At 58.0% G+C, this 21,989-nt stretch carries 12 protein-coding genes and 1 tRNA gene; 2 read left to right on the plus strand and 11 right to left on the minus strand.

Annotation, left to right across the window (positions count from 1 at the left end; translation table 11 throughout):
- Window positions 1-15 precede the first annotated feature (15 nt).
- The 10 genes from EC9_RS19955 to EC9_RS20000 form a co-directional block, all read right to left on the minus strand.
- Window positions 16-1,413 carry a DUF1501 domain-containing protein gene (locus EC9_RS19955; RefSeq protein ID WP_145347896.1) on the minus strand — a complete coding sequence of 466 codons (1,398 nt, stop codon included), beginning with the start codon at window positions 1,411-1,413 and terminating at the stop codon, window positions 16-18.
- Window positions 1,414-1,470: 57 nt separating this feature from the next.
- Window positions 1,471-4,608, minus strand: a complete 3,138-nt coding sequence (locus EC9_RS19960) for a DUF1553 domain-containing protein (protein ID WP_145347897.1) — start codon at window positions 4,606-4,608, stop codon at window positions 1,471-1,473.
- A gap of 156 nt (window positions 4,609-4,764) precedes the next feature.
- Entirely contained in the window at window positions 4,765-5,175 is a 411-nt protein-coding gene (locus tag EC9_RS19965) for a hypothetical protein (RefSeq protein ID WP_145347898.1), read from the minus strand.
- Window positions 5,176-5,283: 108 nt separating this feature from the next.
- Complete coding sequence (locus EC9_RS19970) at window positions 5,284-6,255, minus strand: DUF1559 domain-containing protein (protein WP_145347899.1); 972 nt, start codon at window positions 6,253-6,255, stop codon at window positions 5,284-5,286.
- Window positions 6,256-7,135: 880 nt separating this feature from the next.
- Window positions 7,136-7,209 (minus strand) — tRNA-His (locus tag EC9_RS19975).
- A 28-nt stretch (window positions 7,210-7,237) separates the two neighbouring features.
- Window positions 7,238-8,590: a glycosyltransferase family 4 protein gene (locus EC9_RS19980; protein WP_145347900.1), complete on the minus strand. Its 1,353-nt coding sequence runs from the start codon at window positions 8,588-8,590 to the stop codon at window positions 7,238-7,240.
- Between the two features lie 54 nt (window positions 8,591-8,644).
- A complete protein-coding gene (locus EC9_RS19985) occupies window positions 8,645-10,042 on the minus strand; it encodes a 2-oxo acid dehydrogenase subunit E2 (RefSeq protein ID WP_145347901.1) in 1,398 nt (465 codons plus the stop codon).
- Window positions 10,043-10,157: 115 nt separating this feature from the next.
- Window positions 10,158-12,899, minus strand: a complete 2,742-nt coding sequence (gene aceE / locus EC9_RS19990; protein WP_145347902.1) for a pyruvate dehydrogenase (acetyl-transferring), homodimeric type — start codon at window positions 12,897-12,899, stop codon at window positions 10,158-10,160.
- Between the two features lie 292 nt (window positions 12,900-13,191).
- The gene (locus tag EC9_RS19995) at window positions 13,192-15,606 is read right to left on the minus strand and encodes a YidC/Oxa1 family insertase periplasmic-domain containing protein (RefSeq protein ID WP_145347903.1); all 2,415 of its coding nucleotides are present in this window, start codon (window positions 15,604-15,606) and stop codon (window positions 13,192-13,194) included.
- Between the two features lie 366 nt (window positions 15,607-15,972).
- Entirely contained in the window at window positions 15,973-17,481 is a 1,509-nt protein-coding gene (locus EC9_RS20000) for a Gfo/Idh/MocA family oxidoreductase (protein ID WP_145347904.1), read from the minus strand.
- A gap of 109 nt (window positions 17,482-17,590) precedes the next feature.
- Here EC9_RS20000 and EC9_RS20005 point away from each other — a divergent pair, with 109 nt between their 5' ends.
- Entirely contained in the window at window positions 17,591-19,105 is a 1,515-nt protein-coding gene (locus EC9_RS20005; RefSeq protein ID WP_145347905.1) for a M81 family metallopeptidase, read from the plus strand.
- A 10-nt stretch (window positions 19,106-19,115) separates the two neighbouring features.
- Here the strand turns inward: EC9_RS20005 and EC9_RS20010 are convergent, their stop codons facing one another.
- Window positions 19,116-20,081 carry a universal stress protein gene (locus EC9_RS20010; RefSeq protein ID WP_145347906.1) on the minus strand — a complete coding sequence of 322 codons (966 nt, stop codon included), beginning with the start codon at window positions 20,079-20,081 and terminating at the stop codon, window positions 19,116-19,118.
- A gap of 390 nt (window positions 20,082-20,471) precedes the next feature.
- Here EC9_RS20010 and EC9_RS20015 point away from each other — a divergent pair, with 390 nt between their 5' ends.
- Entirely contained in the window at window positions 20,472-21,941 is a 1,470-nt protein-coding gene (locus tag EC9_RS20015; RefSeq protein WP_145347907.1) for an aldehyde dehydrogenase family protein, read from the plus strand.
- Window positions 21,942-21,989: the final 48 nt, after the last annotated feature.

Consider the following 21,989-nt stretch of genomic DNA (forward strand, 5'->3'; position numbering starts at 1 on the left):
CGGCGATCCCGAAGACTATGCGATGATGTTATGAACCACTTCACCATGCACATCGGTCAACCGGAAGTCTCGCCCGGAATAGTGATAGGTTAGCTTCTGATGGTCAATGCCCATCAGATGCATAATGGTTGCGTGCAGATCATGCACATGCACCTTATCTTGGACCGCACGGAAACCAAAATCATCGGTGGCTCCATGTATCGTCCCACCCTTGATTCCGCCTCCCGCCATCCACATCGAAAATCCATACGGATTGTGATCGCGCCCGCTGCCACCCTCGACAGTCGGCGTGCGGCCAAATTCGCCACCCCATACGACCAGCGTTTCGTCTAACAAGTCGCGTTCCTTGAGATCGGTCAGCAGTTGTGCGATCGGTCCATCGATATCTTTGCACAGTTTGCCGTTGAGTTTCTGGTGGTTGGAATGCGTATCCCAAGGCTGACGGTTGCCATAATAAACCTGCACCATCCGAACGCCATGTTCGCTGAGCCGTCGGGCGAGCAGGCACGATTCGGCAAATTCACTGCTTCCATAGGCATCCCGCGTCGCCTGAGTTTCCCGCGAGATATCGAAGGCTTCCATCGCTTCGAACTGCATCCGATAGGCCAGCTCCATCGAAGAGATCCGCGTCTCCAGATCGACCGCATCGGTTCGCTGTTCCATGTGTTGACGATTGATCGCCGCCACCAAGTCCAACTGTTCCTTCTGCAACTTCGGCGACAGTTCGGTGTTCCGCAGATGCGGGATCATCGCTTCGGGCGACGTCTTTTTTGTATGGATGTAGGTGCCCTGAAACTCACCGGGCAGAAACGCATTTCCCCACAGCTTGGGACCGACAACGGGCAAGCCAGGACAAAGCGCAAGATACCCTGGCAAGTCTTGGTTTTCGCTTCCCAATCCATACGTCAACCACGATCCAACGCTTGGACGCGTCGGCGTCATCGCCCCCAGATTCATCAGACAAAGGGCGGGAGCGTGGTTTGGATTATCGGTGTACATCGACCGGATAATTGCCATCTCATCGGCATGCTTGGCCAACCGAGGAAAGTACTCGGGGAACGGGATCCCCGACTCACCCGCCGATGTGAACTTAACGGGCGACGCCGACAGTCCCGATGTCGGTCGCTCTGTCCGGATGTCGACAGCTGCCGGGCGCTGCCCTTCATATTTGTGTAGATCCGGTTTGGGATCGAAGGTGTCCAACTGCGATGGTCCACCGCTCATGAACAAAAAGATCACGCGTTTGGCTTTCGCAGGAAAGTGCGGCAGCCCAAGCTTCTCCGCATTGCTGCTGGCACTCGCATCTTGGGACAATAAATCGGTTAGTCCCAACATTCCAAACCCGCCGCCGGCGGAGCGTAAAATGGAGCGTCGTGAGAGCAACGAAGTTGTTGGATCGAACGGGGAATTCATAATATGCTCAACTTGGCGTTCAAAAATCGGAACTCGATAATCGTGGCAGGCCCCCGATTAGTCCACGTACAGCAATTCGTTACTACACAACAACGCATGGCAGTAATAGATCCAGCGATTGGGAACCGCGTAAGCGTTTTTCGTCGCTGCTTCATAGGTTGCATCATGCATTCCGGTCGCAACATCGCGAATCACTTGCGGCAGTCGCTTTGATTCGTACAGCGGCCAATAGGCGGCGGGCTGGCCATCGAGGATGGCATGGGAGTAATCCGCAAACCGGACGTCTTCGTTTTCAAACTCTGCCGCTTGAAAATGGTGTCCGATCTCCGCTTCCGAAAGCACGCGGTTGTAGACAGCAACGCTGGCAATTTGGCCTTCGAAATTTGCGAAATTATCGGATCGACCTGCGATGAACATCTGTCCCACCGCAGCATCGAACACGGGGCTAGCGTTTCCGACGAGTTCGGGTTTAGCGTTCCCATTCAAATAGACACGCACGTTGGCTCCCTCGCGAACCATCACAACATGATGCCACTGGTGCGGTGCCAGGACACTCCGTCCCAGGATCGAAACTCGAGCTCCGTTGCCATTAAAGAACAGCAACCGACCTGGGCTGTTGGGCGTGTTCGAGCCTCCGATTCCCAAATGGTCCCCGTCGACATACGGCGAGTCGGCATTGCCACGCGAGAAGAAATAGCCTGTCACGGGGCGTTTATCGTTCGGCAATTCGTTTTTGATCCACATCTCCACCGAATAGCTCTCACCCAACTGCGGCATCTTCGCCGAAATCCGACGGCCGGCGAAGCGAGGTGGATGATGTAACTGTGGCGTAGAGTGGTCGGTGCCAGCGGCAAGATAAGCTTTCCCCAGTCGCAATTCCTCGGCTGTTGGATCGCGAGCAAACAGCAACCGATGAACCTCACGAACCCGCGTTTCGGGATCTTCCGAATCGATCCGCTGCGCAAGCCGAACCGCTTGAGCTTTGGCAAACTCGGAATTCATCACAAACAACTGTTGCAAGGCAGTCGTTGTTTCGCCGCGTCGTTCGGCGTGGATCGTCGGGTCGGGGAAGTCAAAAACCTGCAGATACTGGCTGGGACTCTGGCGAGATATCTTGGCGTAGATCGCACGCCGAAGAAACTTGGCGCTATCGATCTCAGCGGACGGACCGCCCAGCGTGAGGTCGTACGAATCGCCTGCGAACAACAGCGTATCATGGAACGCCTCGGCATCGATCCGGAGACGATTGAACCGACTGAGCAATCGATTCTCGGGATCGACCTTGTCGGCTTCCGCTATGGAACTGACGATGGAGGCCTGTTGGTAAGTCGCCGAAAGAACGATCTCTCGATGCAGCCACTTCAGCGACCAGCCCGCGTCCATAAAGCGGACCGCCAGATCGTCCAACAGCTCTGGATGACTCGGCAGCGAACCCATCAATCCAAAATTGCTTGGCGAATCGACAAGTCCTTCGCCAAAATGCCACAACCAAACGCGGTTCACAATCACGCGAGCGGCCAGAGGATTATCGCGCGACACGATCGCGTCGGCCAGTTCCAAACGTCCACTCCCTTGTTGGAACGCTTGCGAAGCGTCGGGCGAAAGGACTTCCAAAAACCCTCGCGGCGCAGGATCTCCGGGAGTTGAAACATTGCCACGGATAAATACCGGCAAGTCGCGTGGCTTCTCGGGATAGAAGACGATCTTCTGATGCGATTCGCTTAACGGTTCGATTCGCACCTGTTCCTCGGTCACGGCATCGGCGACAGGAATTTCAAAGTTGGGCGTCGTCGATTGAATCCGATCGATCGTCAATCGCTTCTGTGTGATTTGCTCGCGAAGCTTTTTAGCTTCCGCGTCGAGGGCAGCTCGCTCGGTCTGAGTACCTTTCTTGACCTTCGCCTCGAGCGTCTTCAACTGCTTTTGAATCTCTTTGGTTTCCGCTTGCAGCGCCGCAACTTGGTCGCGGGCTGGTTGAGAAGCAGCGATCGCTTCATCGGAAATCAGAGGCCGTGTCGTTTGCCGAATCGAAGCAAAGACGCCAGCCAAAGCGTAGTAGTCTTTTGCCGAGATTGGATCGTATTTGTGGTCGTGGCAACGGGCGCATGCAACCGTCAAGCCGAGCAGACCGCGGCTGATCACATCGACACGATCTTCCCATTCGTCGGCATATTGTGATTCCAACGTCAGCTGGGACAGCTTCAACTCTTTGTGATATTGAGGCGACATTCCCAGCAGCCCCAGGGCTGGCAGATCTTCGCGACCTGTCTGCTCCAAGAAATCGGTCGCCAATTGACGACGAATGAATTCGTCGTAGGGGACGTCGTCGTTGAGCGCCGCAACGACCCAATCCCGATAGCGGTAAGCGTTTGGATAGGGGCCGTTGTGTTCGCCCATGTTCACGTTGTCTTCGGCGTATCGCACGACATCTAACCAATGCCGGCCCCAGCGTTCGCCGTAGTGCTGTGATGCCAGCAGGTCGTCGACCAGATTTTTGTACGCTTGCGGATCGGGATCGGCAACGAAGCGTTCGGTCTGTTCATAAGTCGGTGGGATGCCAGTCAGGTCGAGACTGACGCGCCGAATCAGCGTGCGACGATCCGCTGGCGGAGCGGGCGTGAGCCCCGCCGCTTCGATCTTCGCCAAGATAAAGTGATCCAGTGTCTGCTGTGGCCAATCCGAATCTTTAATTTCGGGGAGCGTTGCCCGTTGGGGCACGACAAAAGACCAGAAGTCGCGGCGCGAATCGATATCAAATTCTTTCCGCAGCTGCCCCATCTCTTCGGTGCGTGGGTCGGGTGCGCCCATCGCGACCCATTTCTCGAAATCAGCAATCACCGAATCGGCGAGCTTCCCCTTAGGGGGCATCTGATAAGTGGAATCATCGTATCGCAACGTCTCGATCAACAGACTCTCATCCGGTTTCCCCGGCACGATCGCTTCGCCGGAATCACCGCCCAGCAGCAAACCTGCCTTGGAGTCGACTTGCAGCCCCGCTTGCAGCGGATTGGAGTCGGAGGCATGGCAGGAATAGCAGTGTTCGACAAGCACGGGACGGATCTTCTGTTCGAAGAATCGAATCCCCGCCTCCTCATTCTCCTCGGCTGAAAGTTCTTGAATCGAGGACGAACCAGTCAACAGAACAGCAGCCCAGACGGTCGACCAGAAGAAACAACAGGTGCTTGCTTTTCTCATTCAATACGTATTCGGTAGGAGACGGATCGACGTGGTGGTTGGACGCGTCGGATCGCTTGCTTGTCAAAGCAGAAGGCGGGATGTCGATTGGACGATAGGGGAAGCTGGCCGCGATCGAAACATCGATAGCGGCCTTTGATATCATCCCTGAAAAGTCTAATTCTCTTGTAACGCGAATTGGAGCGTTTCCGTTCCGGGAACGACGATTTCGGTTGTCAGTTCCGACGCCGTGTTGTATTTCGCCGGAATATACGCCTCGGTCAACGGCACCTGTTCTCCCGAAGGCCCGACGCCAAACTTGCCCGGGACTTCGCGCATCGCAGTCACCTCGACTGTCTTTTTGCCGGGCTGAATCTTGACGATAAACTTCCCATCTGTGATCGGCGCGGCGACGTTCCGCTCACTTGAATCCGAACCGCGGAAGATGATCATACCGTCCTGAATCGGTTCGCCATTCCACGTCACTTCGCCTGGCAATTGGACAAATCCTTCGGGATCCGTTCCACCACCGCAGCCCGAAAGCAACATCATCAAAACCACAGTTCCAGCAGCCAACTTACTATTCAACGTTTTACTCATGAAGAAAATGACAAAAAACAGACAGGTACAATTCACATTCGGACCGGTGCCGCTTCATCGAACGAGAGGAAGCGACACATCGATTGTCCGGTTTCATCACCACTCGCCAATGATTTGGGAGTCGGCTTTATCGCCGAGGTTCTGATAGATCTGTTGGTCGATCGTCTCGGCTGCAAACCGCACCGAAGCATCGGCCAACGTGACCTGGACACCACCGGGATGATAGCTGCGCGAGAAGTTGAACTGCTCGCCTCGTGTCGACGTCGTGCCCAAACAAGGCGCTTCCAGGACCGTCGTCGATTTACAGCTGAGCGGTCGGTCGGGAAGCGAGGTGTTCGGCGGTTCCGCAGTCGTAAATCCAGCGGCTCCCCACGTTGCACCACCCCAGTACTGTCCTAAGTCGCCGTGTGCGCCGACGTTGTCCATCGGCCGTGCGATCCCTTCGCCCACCATGATCGTATTCGTCGTGCCGTCGAGGATGTCGCGGAACTGTGTCTTCGACGCGTTGTAGAACATCCCCTTGCCGTTGGTTGTGATCGTAATGCCTAGCGTCTCCGAACCGCTCATGCAGACACCGTAGGTTCCTTGGAAACCGTTGGCTTGATTGGCGGCACCGCCCCCGTATCCGGGGTTTGTTGGGCACACAAATGCGGGGACTTCCGTTTCGATCAGCAATTTGAGATTCGCTTGATTGATAAACTGCGAATGATCCGCCTCGTAGGAATCGTAGAGCGCACGTTGTTCGACCATTGGCAGCAAGCGATGAAACCAAGTGTCACGGGCATGAGTACTTCCGGCGGGAACCCCCGTTGGGCCTGGTGGATTGTCGAACGTCCGATAGGCATACGGAAAGCGTTGGTGCGTGTCGTGATAATTGTGCATCGCCAATCCGATTTGCTTCAGATTGTTCGAGCAACTCATTCGACGCGCCGCTTCGCGAGCTGCCTGGACAGCGGGCAAAAGCAAGCCGACCAAAATCCCAATGATCGCGATCACGACTAACAACTCAACAAGCGTAAACCCGGCACGCAAGCGTTGCGAGCGAACCGAACCTTTACAACAAAACATAACGACACCTATACGAGGCAAGAGGTAGGACAAAGACGAACGATAGAGGCAACGTCCAATTCGACAGTTGCTTCAAAATCCCAACGGCCCATGCCAAGTAGAGAGATCGCGCCCCGCATCGGGCAATACAACAAATTTCATCAAAGACTTCATTGCGGGGGCGACGTAGCGGCTCTAAATGCCCAGTCTGGCAATCATCATCTCGTCAGACCGTTTGGACGGCAGAGCACGTGCAACTTGGGGTGGGTAGGGGAATTTGGCAGGACCAGGTACAGTATTCCAAGACGTAAGACATGTCAAGAAACATCGAGGGCCACTCGCCAGGAATTGTTAAGAATTGATGAACCCCTGAGGGTTGTGCCGAGAGTTCCCAAAACACGAGAGCGCCCCCCCAAACAGATTCCCCGTACCGTAGCAGAGGCCATCGAGACGTTCGAACAACGACTAAAACCGAAGCAAATCGTTTAACCGCGGCGGCATCGCCCCGCGCGTTTGAGGCGGGCGTTTGGGGCGAGTGAACGCGCGGCCCGTTGGGCACGCGGTTAAACGACGCAGTAAATACCTCTCGCCGAAATCTCTGTGGCGATAGACGAAAGCAATTCGTTTAACCGCGATGGCATCGCCCCGCGCGTTTGAGACGAGAGTTTGGGTCGCGAGACGCGCGGCCCGTTGGGCACGCGGTTAAACGACGCAATAGATACCTCACGTTGAAACTCTTGACGTGTTCCACTACGGAGGTTGGCGGTAGAGCGCAATGCTTTACGGACGCGGGAACTTGGGAATCTGGCGAGCCGATGAGACGGGAGTTCCGGCTGGTACGGAACAACGATCGGCACGATAAGGTTCCGCTCCGAGCGAGCGAACCAAGAAAAAACGAAGGGGTGGGTAACGGGACTTGAACCCGCGATCTCCGGAATCACAATCCGGCGCTTTAACCAACTAAGCTATACCCACCATCATATCGCTTGGCGATCTCAATAATTTAGCGACGGGCTGCAGAGTGGTCAACGGGTTTTCCGCCATCGGCGAGATCGTTAAGCAATTGTAGGACCTGATCGGCCATACGATCGACAGTACGCTCACCAACTACCGCGCGATAGCCACGATCGGCCAGTTTTTCCCGGCTCGCCGCGTCGCTTGCCAGCGTGCGGATCGCCTCGGCAAGGGCCGCCGCGTCGCCGGGAGGAACCAAATGGACCGCTGAATTTTCTCCCGCCAACTCGGGAAAAACGCCATGCGCCGGAAGGATCACCGGCAGCCGCGTCGCCATCGCTTCGAGAGCATACAGCCCCTTGGGCTCTTCGTATTGCGTCGGAACGCAGAACAGATCCAAGCGACGCAAAAAGTCCAACTTGCCATCGTGATCGGGGCTTCCGTGATAGGTGTACCGCCCCGCCATCCCGGCCGCCTCCAAACGCGCCCACTGATCCGCCGCAAATGCGTGATGCTGTTCGCCCAGCCAGCCGGCGACATCCAGATGGATCGCCCGGTCCGACGGCTGACGCGTCCTCTCCAGTTCGATCATCGCGTCGACAAGGCGATGCAGCCCCTTGGCCGGATCGATCCGGGCCAGGTATCCGATCCGCAACGGAGACGCCGGATCCGCGATCGAGTCCTGTGGCGATTCGGCTGCATCAGACAAGAAGCCGGTCGTATCGATACCCAGCGGAATCACATGCATCTTCTCTGCGGGAAGCCCCAGCATCGCCGCCATCTTCTCGCCATAAAAGCGGCTGTTGACGATAAAGCCATCGACGTCCGCGGCCAGGGCTCGCATCCGATCGATCGCCATCGCGCGATACTTGGCTGGCAGGAAGTCGAGGAAGATATCGTCCCCCTGCAACGTGACAACAATCGGCACGCCGAGCCGCCGTTTGAGTTCGGTCACACAGCCGCCGATCAAGAAATTACTGAGCACGATCGCATCGGGCGCAGCATGCGTTTGCAACCAACGACACAACCGATCGACCTCGGTTCGCTGCCGTCCCTGCATCCCCTGCAGCATCGAAACCGTCAGCGCACCCAACAGATGAGGACTCGTCGATCCGGTCTTTCGAGTTGCCAACCGCAGCAGTCCGGGGCGGTCCAACCAGGCAGTCAGCCGATGGGGCAAGCGGCCCCAGAGTGGAAGCTTCTGCTCCAGGAAGATATTGATTCCGCCAAAGAAGACGACATCGTCGCTGATGTCTTTTTCATCGGTACGGATCGGCGTGTAGGTCGGCACCAAAAGACAGTCCGCGCCGCGAGCGATCATCGCCCGGGCGAGAGTGTTGTCGTGCATGCAGCTGCCGCAGTACATGCCTGCGGCACCGGCCGTCAAATATGCGATTCGCATGGCGTCTGTTGCGTCCCAAAGAACGGTGAATCAACGCCGCGGAAAACCGGCTGGCTACAGCGCCAACAGCAGGCGGCTTGGCGCTTCGAGGTAACCGATCACGTCGTTCAGGAAACGCGCTGCGGTGCCACCATCGACCAAACGGTGATCGTAACTGAGGCTCAACGGCATCATCAGCCGCGGCTTGATCGAATCATCGGGCATCACGCATGGCAATTTGCGGCTGCGTCCAACCAACAGAATCGCAACTTCGGGAATGTTGACGATCGGCGTGCTGTATTGACCGCCGATCGCACCGAGGTTGCTGATCGTGAAGGTGCCGCCGCGAAGATCGCTAACGGCAAACTGCCCGCTACGCACCTTGGCCGCCATCTCGGCAAGCGAGCGGGCGATATCGGGGATTCCCATCCGGTCGGCGTTTTTCATCACGGGGACAACCAAACCACGCTCGGTGTCGACAGCGATTCCGATGTTGACGTAATCCTTGTAGATCAGTTGGCCGTTGGCTTCATCGATGACCGCGTTGACTTCCGGATTGTGCTTGAGCGCCGTCGCGATCGCTTTGATCAAGAACGGCATCGTCGTCAGCTTCAACCCTTGCGCGGCATAGTCGTCTTTGCTCGATTGGCGCAGGTGTTCCAGATCGCTGATGTCGGCGTCGTCGAAGTTGGTCACGCGAGGAACCGTCGACCAACTCTCGTGCATCTGCGACGCGATCGTCTTGCGGATCTTGCTCATTCGCTCGACGCGAATCGGGCCGTATTCATCCTGCTCAGCCGAAGCGTCGACAGGTGCCGCAGCGGTTTTGCTGGGTGCGGCCGCGGTTCCAGTCGCCGCGCCACCGCGGGATTGGTTCGCCGAGCGGACGATCGCCAAAACGTCTTCACGCGTGATCCGGCCGCCTTCGCCCGTACCTTGAACGCCCTGCAGATCGACACCCACTTCGCGAGCGAAGCGGCGGACAGCAGGCCCTGCGGCGACGACCGCGTCGCTGCTGGCAGGCGCTGGTGCGGCGGGGGCTTCAGGAGCGGGAGCCGCCGGTGCAGGCTTGGGAGTTTCCACAGCAGCGGGTGCTGTTGCGGCAGGTGCTGGTTTCTCGGGAGCCGCTGCAGGAGCAGGCTTTTCAGGCGCTTTCGCCTCGGGTTCGGGAGCCTTTGCGGGCGCTTCGGCTGCGGGTTCCGCGGGCGCACTCGCGGCGGGTGCTTCCGCAGCCGCGGCGGCTTCGATTTCCAGGATCACTCCGCCGACGGCGACTGTATCACCTTCGGCGACAAGGATCTTAGTGACCTTTCCGGCCGCGTTGCTGGAGACAGGAACTGTCGCCTTGTCGGTTTCCATTTCAACGACGTCTTGTCCAGCCGTGATGACGTCGCCGACGGATACAAAGATCTCCAGTACGTCGCCTGATTCGATGCCATCGCCGAGTTCAGGAAGTTTTACTTCGGTAGCCATAGAGTGTATCGGAGGTTCGATGAGGATGTGGTTGTTTTGTGATTGTCAGAAGTTCACGCGCGACATGCTTCGGTCGGATCCGCCCGCCATCTGCGGCGGGCGGTCCTCGCGAAAACTAAGCGAAATAAGGGTTCACTTTGTCGGCGTCGTAATCGAGGGCTTTGATCGCGTCGGCGACGTCTTGCGGCTTAACAACTCCCGCTTTCGACAGTCGGCTGAGCGCGGCGATCGCGATCGATTCGGCATCGACTTCGAAATGTCGACGAAGCGCTGGACGCGTCTCGCTGCGTCCCATGCCGTCGGTTCCCAGGACATAGTAGTCGCCTGGAATCCATGGTGTCAGTTGCTCGCCGAGTGCTTTAACGTAGTCGCTGGACGAGATGAACGGCCCCTCGACGCCTTCGAGCACTTCTTCGACGTAGCTCTTCCGCGGCGTCTCGGTTGGGTGCAACATGTTCCAACGCTGACACGCGTCGGCGTCGCGGCGGAGTTGCGTGTAACTGGTAACGCTCCACACGTCGCTGGCGATGTTGAACTTCTCGGCCAACAGTTTTTGAGCGTCGAGAGCACAGTTCAGGATGGCACCGCTGCCGAACAACTGGACGCGAGCCTTTGCGCCTTCGACTTCGTTGCTGCGGAACTTGTACATCCCCTTGATGATTCCCTCGGCACAACCTTCGGGCATCGAAGGGTGATCGTAGGCATCGTTTTCGGCGGTGATGTAGTAGATGCATTCTTCGCCATCCTGGAACATCCGCTTCAGACCTTCCTGGATGATCACGATCACTTCGTAGGCGAACGCGGGGTCATAAGACCGCACGGTCGGGAAGGCGATCGCGTTGAGCAGGCTGTGACCGTCCTGGTGCTGCAGGCCTTCGCCGTTGAGCGAAGTTCGGCCCGCGGTACCACCGACCAAGAAGCCCTTGGCTCGCATGTCGGCCGCGGCCCAGATCGAATCGCCGACCCGTTGGAAACCGAACATGCTGTAGTAGATGTAGAACGGAATCATATTGACGCCGTGACAGCTGTACGCGGTACCGGCCGCGTTAAAGCTGCTCATCGAACCGCACTCGGTGATCCCTTCTTCAAGGATCTGGCCGTCTTGAGCTTCTTTGTACGAAGCGACGATCTCCGAATCCATCGGTTCGTACAACTGGCCCGCGTGGGCGTAGATGCCGAACTGCTTGAACATCCCTTCCATGCCAAACGTTCGCGATTCATCGGGAACGATCGGGACCATGTATTTGCCGATCTTCTTGTCGCGGCAGAGCGCGATCAAGGTCTGCACGACGGCAAACGTGGTGCTGCAGTTTTTGCCATCGCCGAGCCGTTTGATCAGCTTGGAGAAGTCTTCCAGCGTGGGAACTTCCATCGTCGGATGTTCGGTCGGACGGCTTGGCAGCGATCCTCCCAGAGCAGCCCGACGCTCTTTCATGTACTTGATTTCGACGCTGTTTTCCGACGGCTTGTAGAACGGAGCGCTACCGACTTCGGCGTCGCTGATCGGAATCCCGAACCGCGTACGGAACTCCAGCAGCTCCTCTTCGTTCATCTTCTTCTGGTTGTGCGCGATGTTGCGGCCTTCGCCAGCTTCGCCCAGTCCGTAACCCTTGACGGTTTTCGCCAGGATGACAGTCGGTTTGCCGTTCGTCGACGAAGTCGCTTGCGCGTACGCAGCGTAGACCTTTTCGGGATCGTGCCCGCCGCGACGGATCTTCTCCAGCTTCTCGTCGCTCATGTTCTCGACAAGCTTCCGCGTCTCGGGGTACTTGCCGAAGAAGTGTTCGCGAATGTAGCTGCCGGGCATCGTGGTGTACTTCTGGTACTGACCGTCGACGACCTCGTTCATTCGTTGAGCCAGCATGCCGGAGGTATCTTTGGCCAGCAGTTCATCCCACTCGCCGCCCCAGACGACCTTGATCACGTTCCAGCCGGCACCGTGGAAGATGCTTTCCAGTTCTTGGATGATCTTGCCGTTGCCGCGGACAGGACCGTCGAGTCGCTGCAGGTTGCAGTTGACGACGAAGATCAGGTTGTCCAGTTTCTCGCGACCGGCCAGCCCGATAGCGCCGAGAGTCTCGGGTTCATCGCATTCACCGTCACCCAAGAAAGCCCAAACGCGTTGACCCGAGGTGTCTTTGATCCCGCGATCGCGGAGATATTCATTGAACCGTGCTTGGTAGATCGCCATGATCGGGCCGAGCCCCATCGAGACGGTTGGGTATTCCCAGAAGCTTGGCATCAACCAAGGGTGCGGATAGCTGGACAGACCGCCGCCGGGGGAGAGTTCGTGGCGGAAGTTCTCGAGATTCTCTTCGGTCAGTCGGCCTTCCAGGAACGCGCGACTGTACATACCAGGCGACGCATGGCCTTGGAAGTAGACCGAGTCGCCACCGTAGCCATCTTCGCCGCGGCCGTGGAAGAAGTGGTTGAAAGCGATTTCGTACAGCGTCGCGCTCGATGCGAATGTACTGATATGACCACCGACACCACCGGGGCGGCGGTTGGCACGCACAACCATCGCCATCGCGTTCCAGCGAACGATCGATTTGATCCGGCGTTCCAGTTCGCGGTTGCCCGGAAACGGAGGCTGGTCCTTGGCAGGGATCGTATTGATGTAAGGAGTGATCGTTTGCGAATCCAACGCGACGCCCTCTTGGGCCGCCCGTTCGCGCAGCTTTTCCAACAGGAACCGAGCTCGTTCAGGTCCCTTGCTCTGCAGCACGTAATCCAGCGACCCCAACCACTCCGCAGTTTCCGCAGCGTCGACATCCGCCAAGACTTCGTTACGCAATTCGCCGTCGTTCATCGATTCTTCCATCGCTTGCCGAATGGCCACGGTCTCAGAATTATCCATGCCGGACGCATCCTATATAAGAGAAAATATGTTGTTATCGCAGGCGGTCTCGTGGACCGTTGTCGTGTTTGTTGCAGGTTATCGTTTCTATCGACCTTAATGGCAAACCCCACTGCTGGGCAAGATGGTGTAACGTTTGCCTGGTCAGCCGCAGTTCAAAACGAGCCTCGTGTCAGTTTAGGCAACCTGGGGCTTTTTTTCTAGCGACTGCAATGGACATCTGCCCCTTGCAGCCCCCACATCTGCGGGAGAGCGAAGATCCCGCCCCTTAACCGCAACGTAACGCCGCCGACTACTTCTTTTTCGGCGGGTTGCGAGGACGATTCTTCTGTTTCGGAGCCGACTTCAGCGGCCCAGATGTCTCCAATCCGTCGTCGCCGCCCACACCTTCGAGCGCCAAGGATCCGCCCCCCGAAGCGGGCTTGATCGTCTTCTTAACCAAAATCCGTTCCGCCATGCCCCACAAGCTACTGGTGATAAAGTAGATGCACAGACCGGCAGCGACCTTGAAGAAGAAGATGCCCATGATGAAGGTCATGAAGAACATCACCTTCTGAGTGATCTCTTGCTGTTCGTCGGTTGGCGGCGGCATGAACATCTTCTGCTGCGCCATGAACAGAACCATCACGACCAACGGTAGGATGTTGAAGTAGGGCCCAAACCATCCGGTGCCGCGGCCGGCGAAATATTCGATCATCCACGGCGACCAGTTATAAAACATGTCCGGTGCTGCCAGGTTGGAGCACCACTGGATCCCCGGAATGAAGGCGGCTTGTCGCAGTTCGATATCGCACGACAGGCTGCGATACAGTCCGATAAAGATCGGCAACTGGACAAACATCGGCAGGCAACCGCTGAGCGGATTGAAGCCGTGTTTCTTCTGGAGATCTTGTTGGGCCTTGAGCCGCTTCTCCATGTCGTCCTTGTACTTCTCAGCGATCTTCTTGAACTCGGGGGCCAGTTCTTGCATCTTCTGGGCATTCTGAGCCGCTTTCCGCGACAGCGGGAACATCGCACCGCGAACGCAGACCGTCAGCAGGATGATCGCCAGGCCATAGTTGCCCAAGATCATATAGATGAAGTGCAAAAAGCCCGACAACAGCTTGGAGACTGCGCCAAACAGACCGTATTCGATCAAGCGGCTGAGCCCACGTTCTTCCAGCATTTCGGGACGCTTGGGACCAGCAAACAGTCGCAGCGTATCGGTCAGGCTTTCGCCGGGAGCGATCTTGCGGGGCGTGCTGTCGACGTAAAAGCTGACGTTGGCAGCTTGCGTTTGGTGCGGGTTGAGCACCTTCAGATCGGCCAACAACATCGAACTGCCGCGGCTGAACACATCGGTTTGCGATTCGCCTTCGAGCGGAATGTAGCTGGCGGTGAAATATTGCCCGTCGATGCCGATGTAACGCAATTGATTCGTTTTCGGATCGCCCGACGAAGCAAACAACGTCTCGTTGACATCCTCGTCTTTGTCGACGCCATCCTCGGTCCGCTGCCGAACCTGTTTGACGATCTTCGGCAGCCCCATCAAGCGATGAAATTCGGAGGCGGTGTTGTAGACGACGTCGCGAGCACCCGCACCGCCGGTCCAGTTAGGACTGATCTTGGCGCTGTACCACCAACCTTCAAGAGTTAAGCCGTTGGGGCCTTCCAAGCGGTAGGCGATCTCTTGCTCGACATCGGATTTGTTGATGATTTCGGTCTGCAGGTCGATGTCGTATCCCGAACCGGCGGCCGGCACGGTGTAGCGGCGGACGATTTCCAAGCCGCCCGATCCCTTGGCGACCTGTTCGGCTTCGCTGGCGGAGATCGGGAACCGGAACTCAAAACCTGGGTTTTCGGAATCTTCGATCGGCGTGACGTTCCAAAGCCCGTCGAAGAGACTAGGCAACTTAGTCAGCTCTTTCTGCCCGACGCGAAGATTGGTGGTGTTCAGTTTCGCCAAAGTCAACAAGCAGGACAGGCGAGAGATGTTCCCCGGCACCTGGTCCGGACCGCCCGACTTGGCCAACCGGATCAAGTCCAACGGATGCTGCGTCAGCTTCGCTTCGACAGTTACCGTCTCGCGATTCTCTCCTGTTCCACGCAGCACTTCCAGCGTGATCGTTTGCCCTGGAGTGGTCTCTTCGAGCCAACGTTGAAAATCGCTTGGAGAGACGATCACGCCGGTGCCATTGGCGACGATGATGTCGCCGACTTTCAGCCCAGCCAGATCGGCGGGCGTTCCCGGGCCGACCACGTTGATTTTGCAGCCGTCGATTTCGCTGGGAGCCGACGGAGCGAGATAGCCCAGGTAACCGCTGCGCGTATCGACGCGGCGATAGCGAAAGTGGCCATTGGGATTGCGTTCGATCAATTCGATCCGCTCGATCCCCGCCCCGCGATTGCTCAGCGTGATCAGGGCCTTATCGCCCAGCGTGGGATCTTCGGGATCGACAGCCAGCGATCCGATCGTGAACCATTTCGCCTCGCGAGGCCGATCGGCTGGCGCCGCGTCGTCGGCGGTTTTCGCGTCGCCATCGGCCGCCGGATCGGCATCCTCCACCACATTGTCCACGTCGGCCGACTCGTCAGCTTCGGCATCCTGTTGCGCGACCGCATCGGGCGCATTGGGATCCTCAACTGGCGGTTGCTTAGGCCGCATCGTCAACATGACGAACATGAAAAAGGCGGAGACGAATAGATAAGCGAGAACGCGTCGTTCCACGAGTGGCGGTATCCGTTGCGAATGAAAGATGGAGCGGGGTGATTCAATTCGCCCCATAATCGGTTCGTGCAATGCAGAACGCGTCTGCGAGGAGACACACAGGTTGTTGCGACACGAACCCGCTGCAATACCGCCTTATTCTGTCGCACCGAGCCGAGATTGGAAACCCGTAACGCTTTTGCCTTAAAAAACAAGCGTTTTGCGGGGCGAAGGCCGGAAAACACGACAGCGATTGCAGTCCGCCAGAGGCGGATAGCCGAGCAGCCGAGCGGGAATGCCCGGCATGTCTCGATGCAGTCGTGTCGGGCCCGTGAGCCCGACACACGTTGAGATCGCCAGGCGAATGAGCCTGGCCAGCGGCAAGGATTAAACCTTGTCGGCGGTTGGGCAAACGAAGGGAGCCCGATACTCGCGAGTACACATCGCCGTGGCGACTTCGTTCTCGGGGAAGATTTCCTTCTCGGGATCGAACTTCAACAACGGGCCCATCGCGATCGGGTACTTCTCCAGATCGACGCCGTTTTTCTCCAAGTGCTTGATCGTTCGTTGCAGCGTCGCATCGTTGTCGTCCAAGCTCTTGATCTTGCTCAGATGTTCGGTCGCTTCTTTGACCGACATCTTCTTTTGTTCGCCGATCGCCAGCGAGATGTTGCCCAAGTGGCTCAGCGACGCCGACAAGTGGCCTTCGCGAACGTCGGCGGTCAGATCCTTGTAGTTGCGGCTTTCGACAGCGTCCAAGAAGTTGGCAAAGTGATCCTTCGCTCCCTTGAACTCTTTGATCACGTTCATGTCAGCATCGTAGGCGATCGAATGGCCGTAGCTGACTTGCACGCAATAACCGTTGCTGCCGTAGAAGACGACGCCGATCTTGTTCCCCTTGGTGCTCTTGAACAGCTTGTTCAATTCGGCATCATCGGAATTGTCGACGCCCAGACCGCGGGTCTCGAAGACCATGCACTTGTCGCCGTAATCGTAGATCGAAACCTGCGTGTTCGGCGTGTCGCCCGCATCGACGTAGTTGTCGTCTTTGCGTTCGGCTTGATAACCCAATCGTCCGCCGTACGAGATCACGCTGATCGGATGGGTATCGATTCCCAAGCCCCATCGCGCGACATCGGTTTGGTGAGGCCCCTGGTTGCCCGAATCGCCGTTACCGTACAGACGTTGCCAGTGCCAATCGTAATGGAAACGCGGACGCGTGACCTTCGGATCGGTGTAGGCGGCTGGACCGCTCCAGAGGTTGAAGTCGACGTTGCCGGGAACGGCGTAATCGCCCAACGCGCCGATCGATTTACGTCGCTTGTAGCACAAACCGCGAGCGAAGTTGACTTCGCCGATTCCGCCGGCTTGGATGAAATCGACCATCTCTTGTTGAGCGGTTGCCGAACGGCACTGCGTTCCGACTTGGCAGATGCGATCGTACTTGCGAGCCGCTGCGATCAGCGCGGTTCCTTCGTGGATGTTGTGCGAGACGGGCTTTTCGATATACGCGTCTTTGCCCGCTTGCATCGCCCAGATGCCGCACAAGGCATGCCAGTGGTTAGGCGTTGCGGTGCTGATCACGTCGATCGATTTGTCGTCGAAGACTTCCCGCATGTCGGTAACGATCTTGGGGCGGAAGCCTTGAGACTTCTCTGCAGCGTCGGCGCGAGATGCTGCAGCTTTCTCGTCGACGTCGACGATCGTCAGCAGATCGGTTCGCTTGTCGCCAAGCCATGCGCTGAGGTGAGATCCACCACGTCCACCGGCACCGATCAGGGCAACGCCGATTTTTTCGTTCGATTGCACGGCGTGCGCCATTCGTCCAGAAACAGCCAACCCAGCGCCCGCGGCGGCGGAGGTGTGAACAAATTGACGTCGGGAGAGTTTCGACATATTTCAATCCTTGTTTAAATGTACTAGATGCAAATGCAAGTGGGGCCAAGTGCAGATGCGGTTGGTGGGAATCACGGAGATTTTAAAGTCTACCTGATCTACCCCACAAATGCGAATTCTTTCAACCATCGGCAAAGCCAACATGAATTACCGAATCGGAATTGTTGCCCTCCTTCATGAATCGAATACATTCATATCGCAAAATACGACTCTTGCGCATTTCCAGCAGGATACGCTCTTAAGTGGCGAAGCGATTCGCGAGCGATTCGCCGACGCGCCTCACGAAGTGGGTGGGTTCTTCGCCGGCCTCGGCGCAGCGGATAATGTCGAGATCGTGCCGATCTTCGCCGCCCGCGCGATCCCCTACGGCCCCATTGAAGCCAGTACATTTGACCAGTTAATCGAAACGATGGTGCAGCAGTGCGAGGCCGCTGGCCCGCTCGACGGGATCCTCGCCGCACCGCATGGCGCAACCGTGGCCGAAGGGAAGCCAGACGCCGACGGTTACATGTTGTCCCGATTGCGCGAACTGCTGGGGCACGAGCGACCGCTGATCGCGACGATCGATGCCCACGCAAACGTCTCCCCGGCGATGGCCGATGCGACCGACGCGTTGGTCTCCTACCGCACCAATCCCCACTTGGATCAACGCCAACGCGGCGTCGAAGCGGCTGAACTGATGGTCAAAACTCTGACCAGCGGTCGACGACTGCATCAATTGGCCGCCTTCCCACCGGTGGCGATCAACATCCAAAACCAGAACACCTCGGCGATGCCGCTGCGTCCGCGGTGGGAAGCCGCCGACGCGCTGCGCGAACTACCCGAAGTCGCCAGCCTGAGCTTGGTCCTCGGTTTCCCCTACTCCGACGTTGCCGAGATGGGCTGCTCGGCGATCCTCGTCTCTTACGAAGATGTTCCCGCGGCGCGGCGTCAGGAATTGTTGGACCAGCTGACGACGATCCTGACCGAGAACCCCGATTGCTTCGAGCCAGAGTTCACCTCCCCCGCCGAAGCGGTCCAACAAGCGGGACAGCAGCCGGGACTGACCTGCATGCTGGACATGGGAGACAACGCCGGCGGAGGCTCCCCCGCCGACAGCACTATCCTGGCGCATGAACTGCACCGCCAGAAGATCGGCCCGTCGCTGGCTGTCATCTTCGACCCCGAAGCGGTTGCTCAAGTCACTGCGGCCGACTTCCAAAACGGCAACGAGGTTTCGATCGGCGGAAAAACCGATTCGTTGCATGGCGAACCGCTGCAAGTCGCCGTCGAACTGCTGAGCACAGGGGATGGAAAGTTCCGCGAATCCGAAGCTCGACACGGCGGGTTTTCCGAATTCGACCAAGGTGCCACGGCGATCGTCCGGACGCTCGATTCGGACCTGACGCTGATGCTCACCTCGCAACGCGTGCCCCCGTTCAGCCTGAGCCAATTGACGACGTTCGGAATCGAGCCGAAAGAGTACCGCGCAATCGTGGCCAAAGGCGTGATCGCTCCGATGGCCGCCTACCAACCGGTCGCTGACCGGTTCATCCACGTCAACACACAAGGTTCCACCTGCGCCGACATGCTGCAAATGACCTACCATCATCGGCGCCAGCCGATGTTCCCATTTGAGCGTTAGGCCCGGACCACTACGCAGGCTGCACTGCCACCTCGGCGACCTTCTCCGCTTGGGTGCGGTGGTGTCGCGAGATCCAAACGCTGCAATGAGCGTGACGCAGCACGTATTTAGTCGTGCTGCCCAACAGCAGTTCGCCGATCAGACCATGCCCGTTGTCGCCCAGGACGATCAACTGGCTTTGGTTTTCGTCAGCAGATCGCACGATTGCGTCGCCGATATGATCCCCCATGACGGTTTGCGAATCGACACTTTGGATGCTCCGCGAAAGCGAACTGATCACCTGCTCACACAACGCCTGCACCCGCTGATGCTCGGACTTGCCATGCTGCTCGACCATCAAACCGTACTCTTGCCCATAGAAGTCGAACGTTGGAATCACGCTCAAGACGCTCACCTCGGTCGTTGCCGGCCACTGGAAACGCATCAATTCATTGACAGCCTCTTTCGAACTGGAAGAACCGTCGTAGGCCAGTTCGATCTTGCGAATGAGATCCTCGTCGGCGGCGGGCTCCGGACAGGGAGCGTCTTTTGCGACCGGAGCGTGCAATTCCGGCGGCCGCACGATCAACACCGAACACTCGGCGTGTGTGGCCACCGAATCCGACAGACTGCCCAACAGCAACCGCTCCAGCGTCGAGTGCCCTCGCGCGCCCATCACGATCAAGTCGGCATCGAGCTCGCGAGCCCGCTCCAAGATGCATCGCGCCGCACTCCCCTCGGCAAGTTCCATCGTCACCTTCCCCTTGATCGATCTCAGCGTCTCCCGCAACTCGGCGTGATGCTGGTCGATTCGCTCATGTTCGCGACGACGCCACTCGGGCAACCACGGCTGAACCGACGGGCTCGATGTATTTTCGGGAGTGTAGCTGACAGTCAGGACGGTCAATTCGATCGGGTCTTTCGCCTGCAAGTGACACACAAATCGAGCGGCACCGGCGGCGTAACACGACCCGTCGGTCGCAAACAATATTTTCATGACCCTACCTCACTTCTGCGGTTCCTAGCATCCCAAAGCTCCAATGCCTTGCTCAACCCGCATTGTACTGCAATCGCGGCCCTATCGGTTATGCCCTGCGACGCAAAGTGTCGCTGCACGCAGCTGAAAATGCGGCCAATTCCGTGGCATTCCAGGCGACGCCCGACTCGCGATTACCGCTGCCGATGAACTGAACTTTTGCGAGCGGAAAACAGGAGCCAGGCGTGCAACGAAAGATCGCACCGGAGGGGCGAATCGCACCACAGCCCCCACTGCAGGGCGACTGCGGCGGCTAAATGTCCGTTGCCACTGGCGACTGATGGGGTATGATGATTTCCAGCGAAACGTTCCGCACACGCCAAACCGTTCCATTACGAGGGAGACCCTCCAATGTCCGTTCTCACCGAATCGTCAGTTGCCGCGAAAGTAAAGCACACCAAGTGTTTTATCGATGGCCAGTGGGTGCCGGCCGAGAGCGGAAAGACCTTCGCGACGGTGAACCCGGCAACCGAAGAAGTGATCGCTCAAGTAGCCGAAGGGGACGCGGCGGACATCGACAAAGCGGCTCTGGCGGCGCGACGCGCGTTCGAGGGGGGCGACTGGCCCAAGATGGACGCGCGCGATCGCGGCAAGCTGATGATGCGTCTGGCCGACCTGATCGAAGAGGAGATCGATTCGCTGGCGGCGCTCGAGTCACTGGACAACGGAAAACCGATCTCCGAATCGCGGCACGCCGATTTGCCGCTGGTGATCGATTGCCTGCGATACTACGCCGGGTTCGCCGATAAAATCCACGGCCAAACGATTCCGATCCGGGGTAACTATCTGTGTTACACGCGCCGCGAACCGGTTGGCGTTGCGGGGCAGATCATCCCCTGGAACTTTCCGATGCTGATGACCGCATGGAAATGGGGCCCCGCACTGGCCGCCGGCTGCACGATCGTGATGAAGCCCGCCGAACAGACGCCGCTAACCTGCCTGCGAATGGCACAACTGGCTGCCGAAGCGGGCTTCCCCAAGGGCGTGATCAATGTGGTCCCGGGATTTGGCCCTACCGCCGGTTCCGCCGTCACCAAGAACCCCAATATCGACAAGGTCGCGTTCACCGGCGAGCACCGCACAGCGCAGATCATCATGCGAGAGGCGGCCGAATCGCTGAAGCGGCTGACCTTCGAACTCGGTGGCAAGAGCCCCAATGTCGTCTTTGCCGATGCGGACATGGACGCCGCAGTACGCGGAGCTTATGTCGGGCTGTACCTGAACCAAGGACAATGCTGTTGCGCCGGCAGTCGGCTGTTCGTCGAAGAACGGGCGCACGACGAGTTCCTGGAGAAGCTGACCGCACTGACCTCCAATCGCCGCGTCGGCAATCCACTGGATCCGCAGACCGAACAGGGCCCCCAAGTCGACCGGGCTCAATTCGACAAGATCATGGGCTTCATCGACAAGGGACAGGAAGAGGGGGCGCGATGCATCTCCGGCGGCAAACGGGTCGGCGACAAAGGCTACTTCATCGAACCGACAGTCTTTGACGGCGTGACAGACGACATGACGATCGCGCAACACGAGATCTTCGGTCCGGTCTTGAGCGTGTTGAAGTTCAAGGATCGCGAGGAGATGATCCAGCGTGCCAACAACACCTATTTTGGGCTTGCGGCAGCGGTCTGGACCAGCGATATCAAAAAGGCGCACGATTACGCAGCACGTGTCCGCGCGGGAACGATCTGGGTCAACTGTTACGACGTCTTCGACGCAGCGGCTCCGTTCGGAGGATTCAAGATGAGCGGCCACGGTCGCGAACTAGGGGAGGAGGGCTTGCGAGCTTATCTCGAAAACAAGACGGTCACGATCGCACTTTAAAAGCGCACCGAAACGGGCCTGCCGGCAGCGAGCCACCCGCCCTCCCAA

This window comes from Rosistilla ulvae (assembly GCF_007741475.1).
In the GTDB taxonomy this organism is placed as follows: Bacteria; Planctomycetota; Planctomycetia; order Pirellulales; family Pirellulaceae; genus Rosistilla; species Rosistilla ulvae.

Excerpts from the sequence above, each read along its gene's own strand:
- EC9_RS19960 (WP_145347897.1), bottom strand. The coding sequence starts at position 4,608 with ATGAGAAAAGCAAGCACCTGTTGTTTCTTCTGGTCGACCGTCTGGGCT.
- EC9_RS20005 (WP_145347905.1), top strand. The coding sequence starts at position 17,591 with ATGCGAATTCTTTCAACCATCGGCAAAGCCAACATGAATTACCGAATC.
- EC9_RS20000 (WP_145347904.1), bottom strand. The coding sequence starts at position 17,481 with ATGTCGAAACTCTCCCGACGTCAATTTGTTCACACCTCCGCCGCCGCG.
- EC9_RS19985 (WP_145347901.1), bottom strand. The coding sequence starts at position 10,042 with ATGGCTACCGAAGTAAAACTTCCTGAACTCGGCGATGGCATCGAATCA.
- aceE (WP_145347902.1), bottom strand. The coding sequence starts at position 12,899 with ATGGATAATTCTGAGACCGTGGCCATTCGGCAAGCGATGGAAGAATCG.
- EC9_RS20015 (WP_145347907.1), top strand. The coding sequence starts at position 20,472 with ATGTCCGTTCTCACCGAATCGTCAGTTGCCGCGAAAGTAAAGCACACC.
- EC9_RS19980 (WP_145347900.1), bottom strand. The coding sequence starts at position 8,590 with ATGCGAATCGCATATTTGACGGCCGGTGCCGCAGGCATGTACTGCGGC.
- EC9_RS19970 (WP_145347899.1), bottom strand. The coding sequence starts at position 6,255 with ATGTTTTGTTGTAAAGGTTCGGTTCGCTCGCAACGCTTGCGTGCCGGG.
- EC9_RS20010 (WP_145347906.1), bottom strand. The coding sequence starts at position 20,081 with ATGAAAATATTGTTTGCGACCGACGGGTCGTGTTACGCCGCCGGTGCC.
- EC9_RS19955 (WP_145347896.1), bottom strand. The coding sequence starts at position 1,413 with ATGAATTCCCCGTTCGATCCAACAACTTCGTTGCTCTCACGACGCTCC.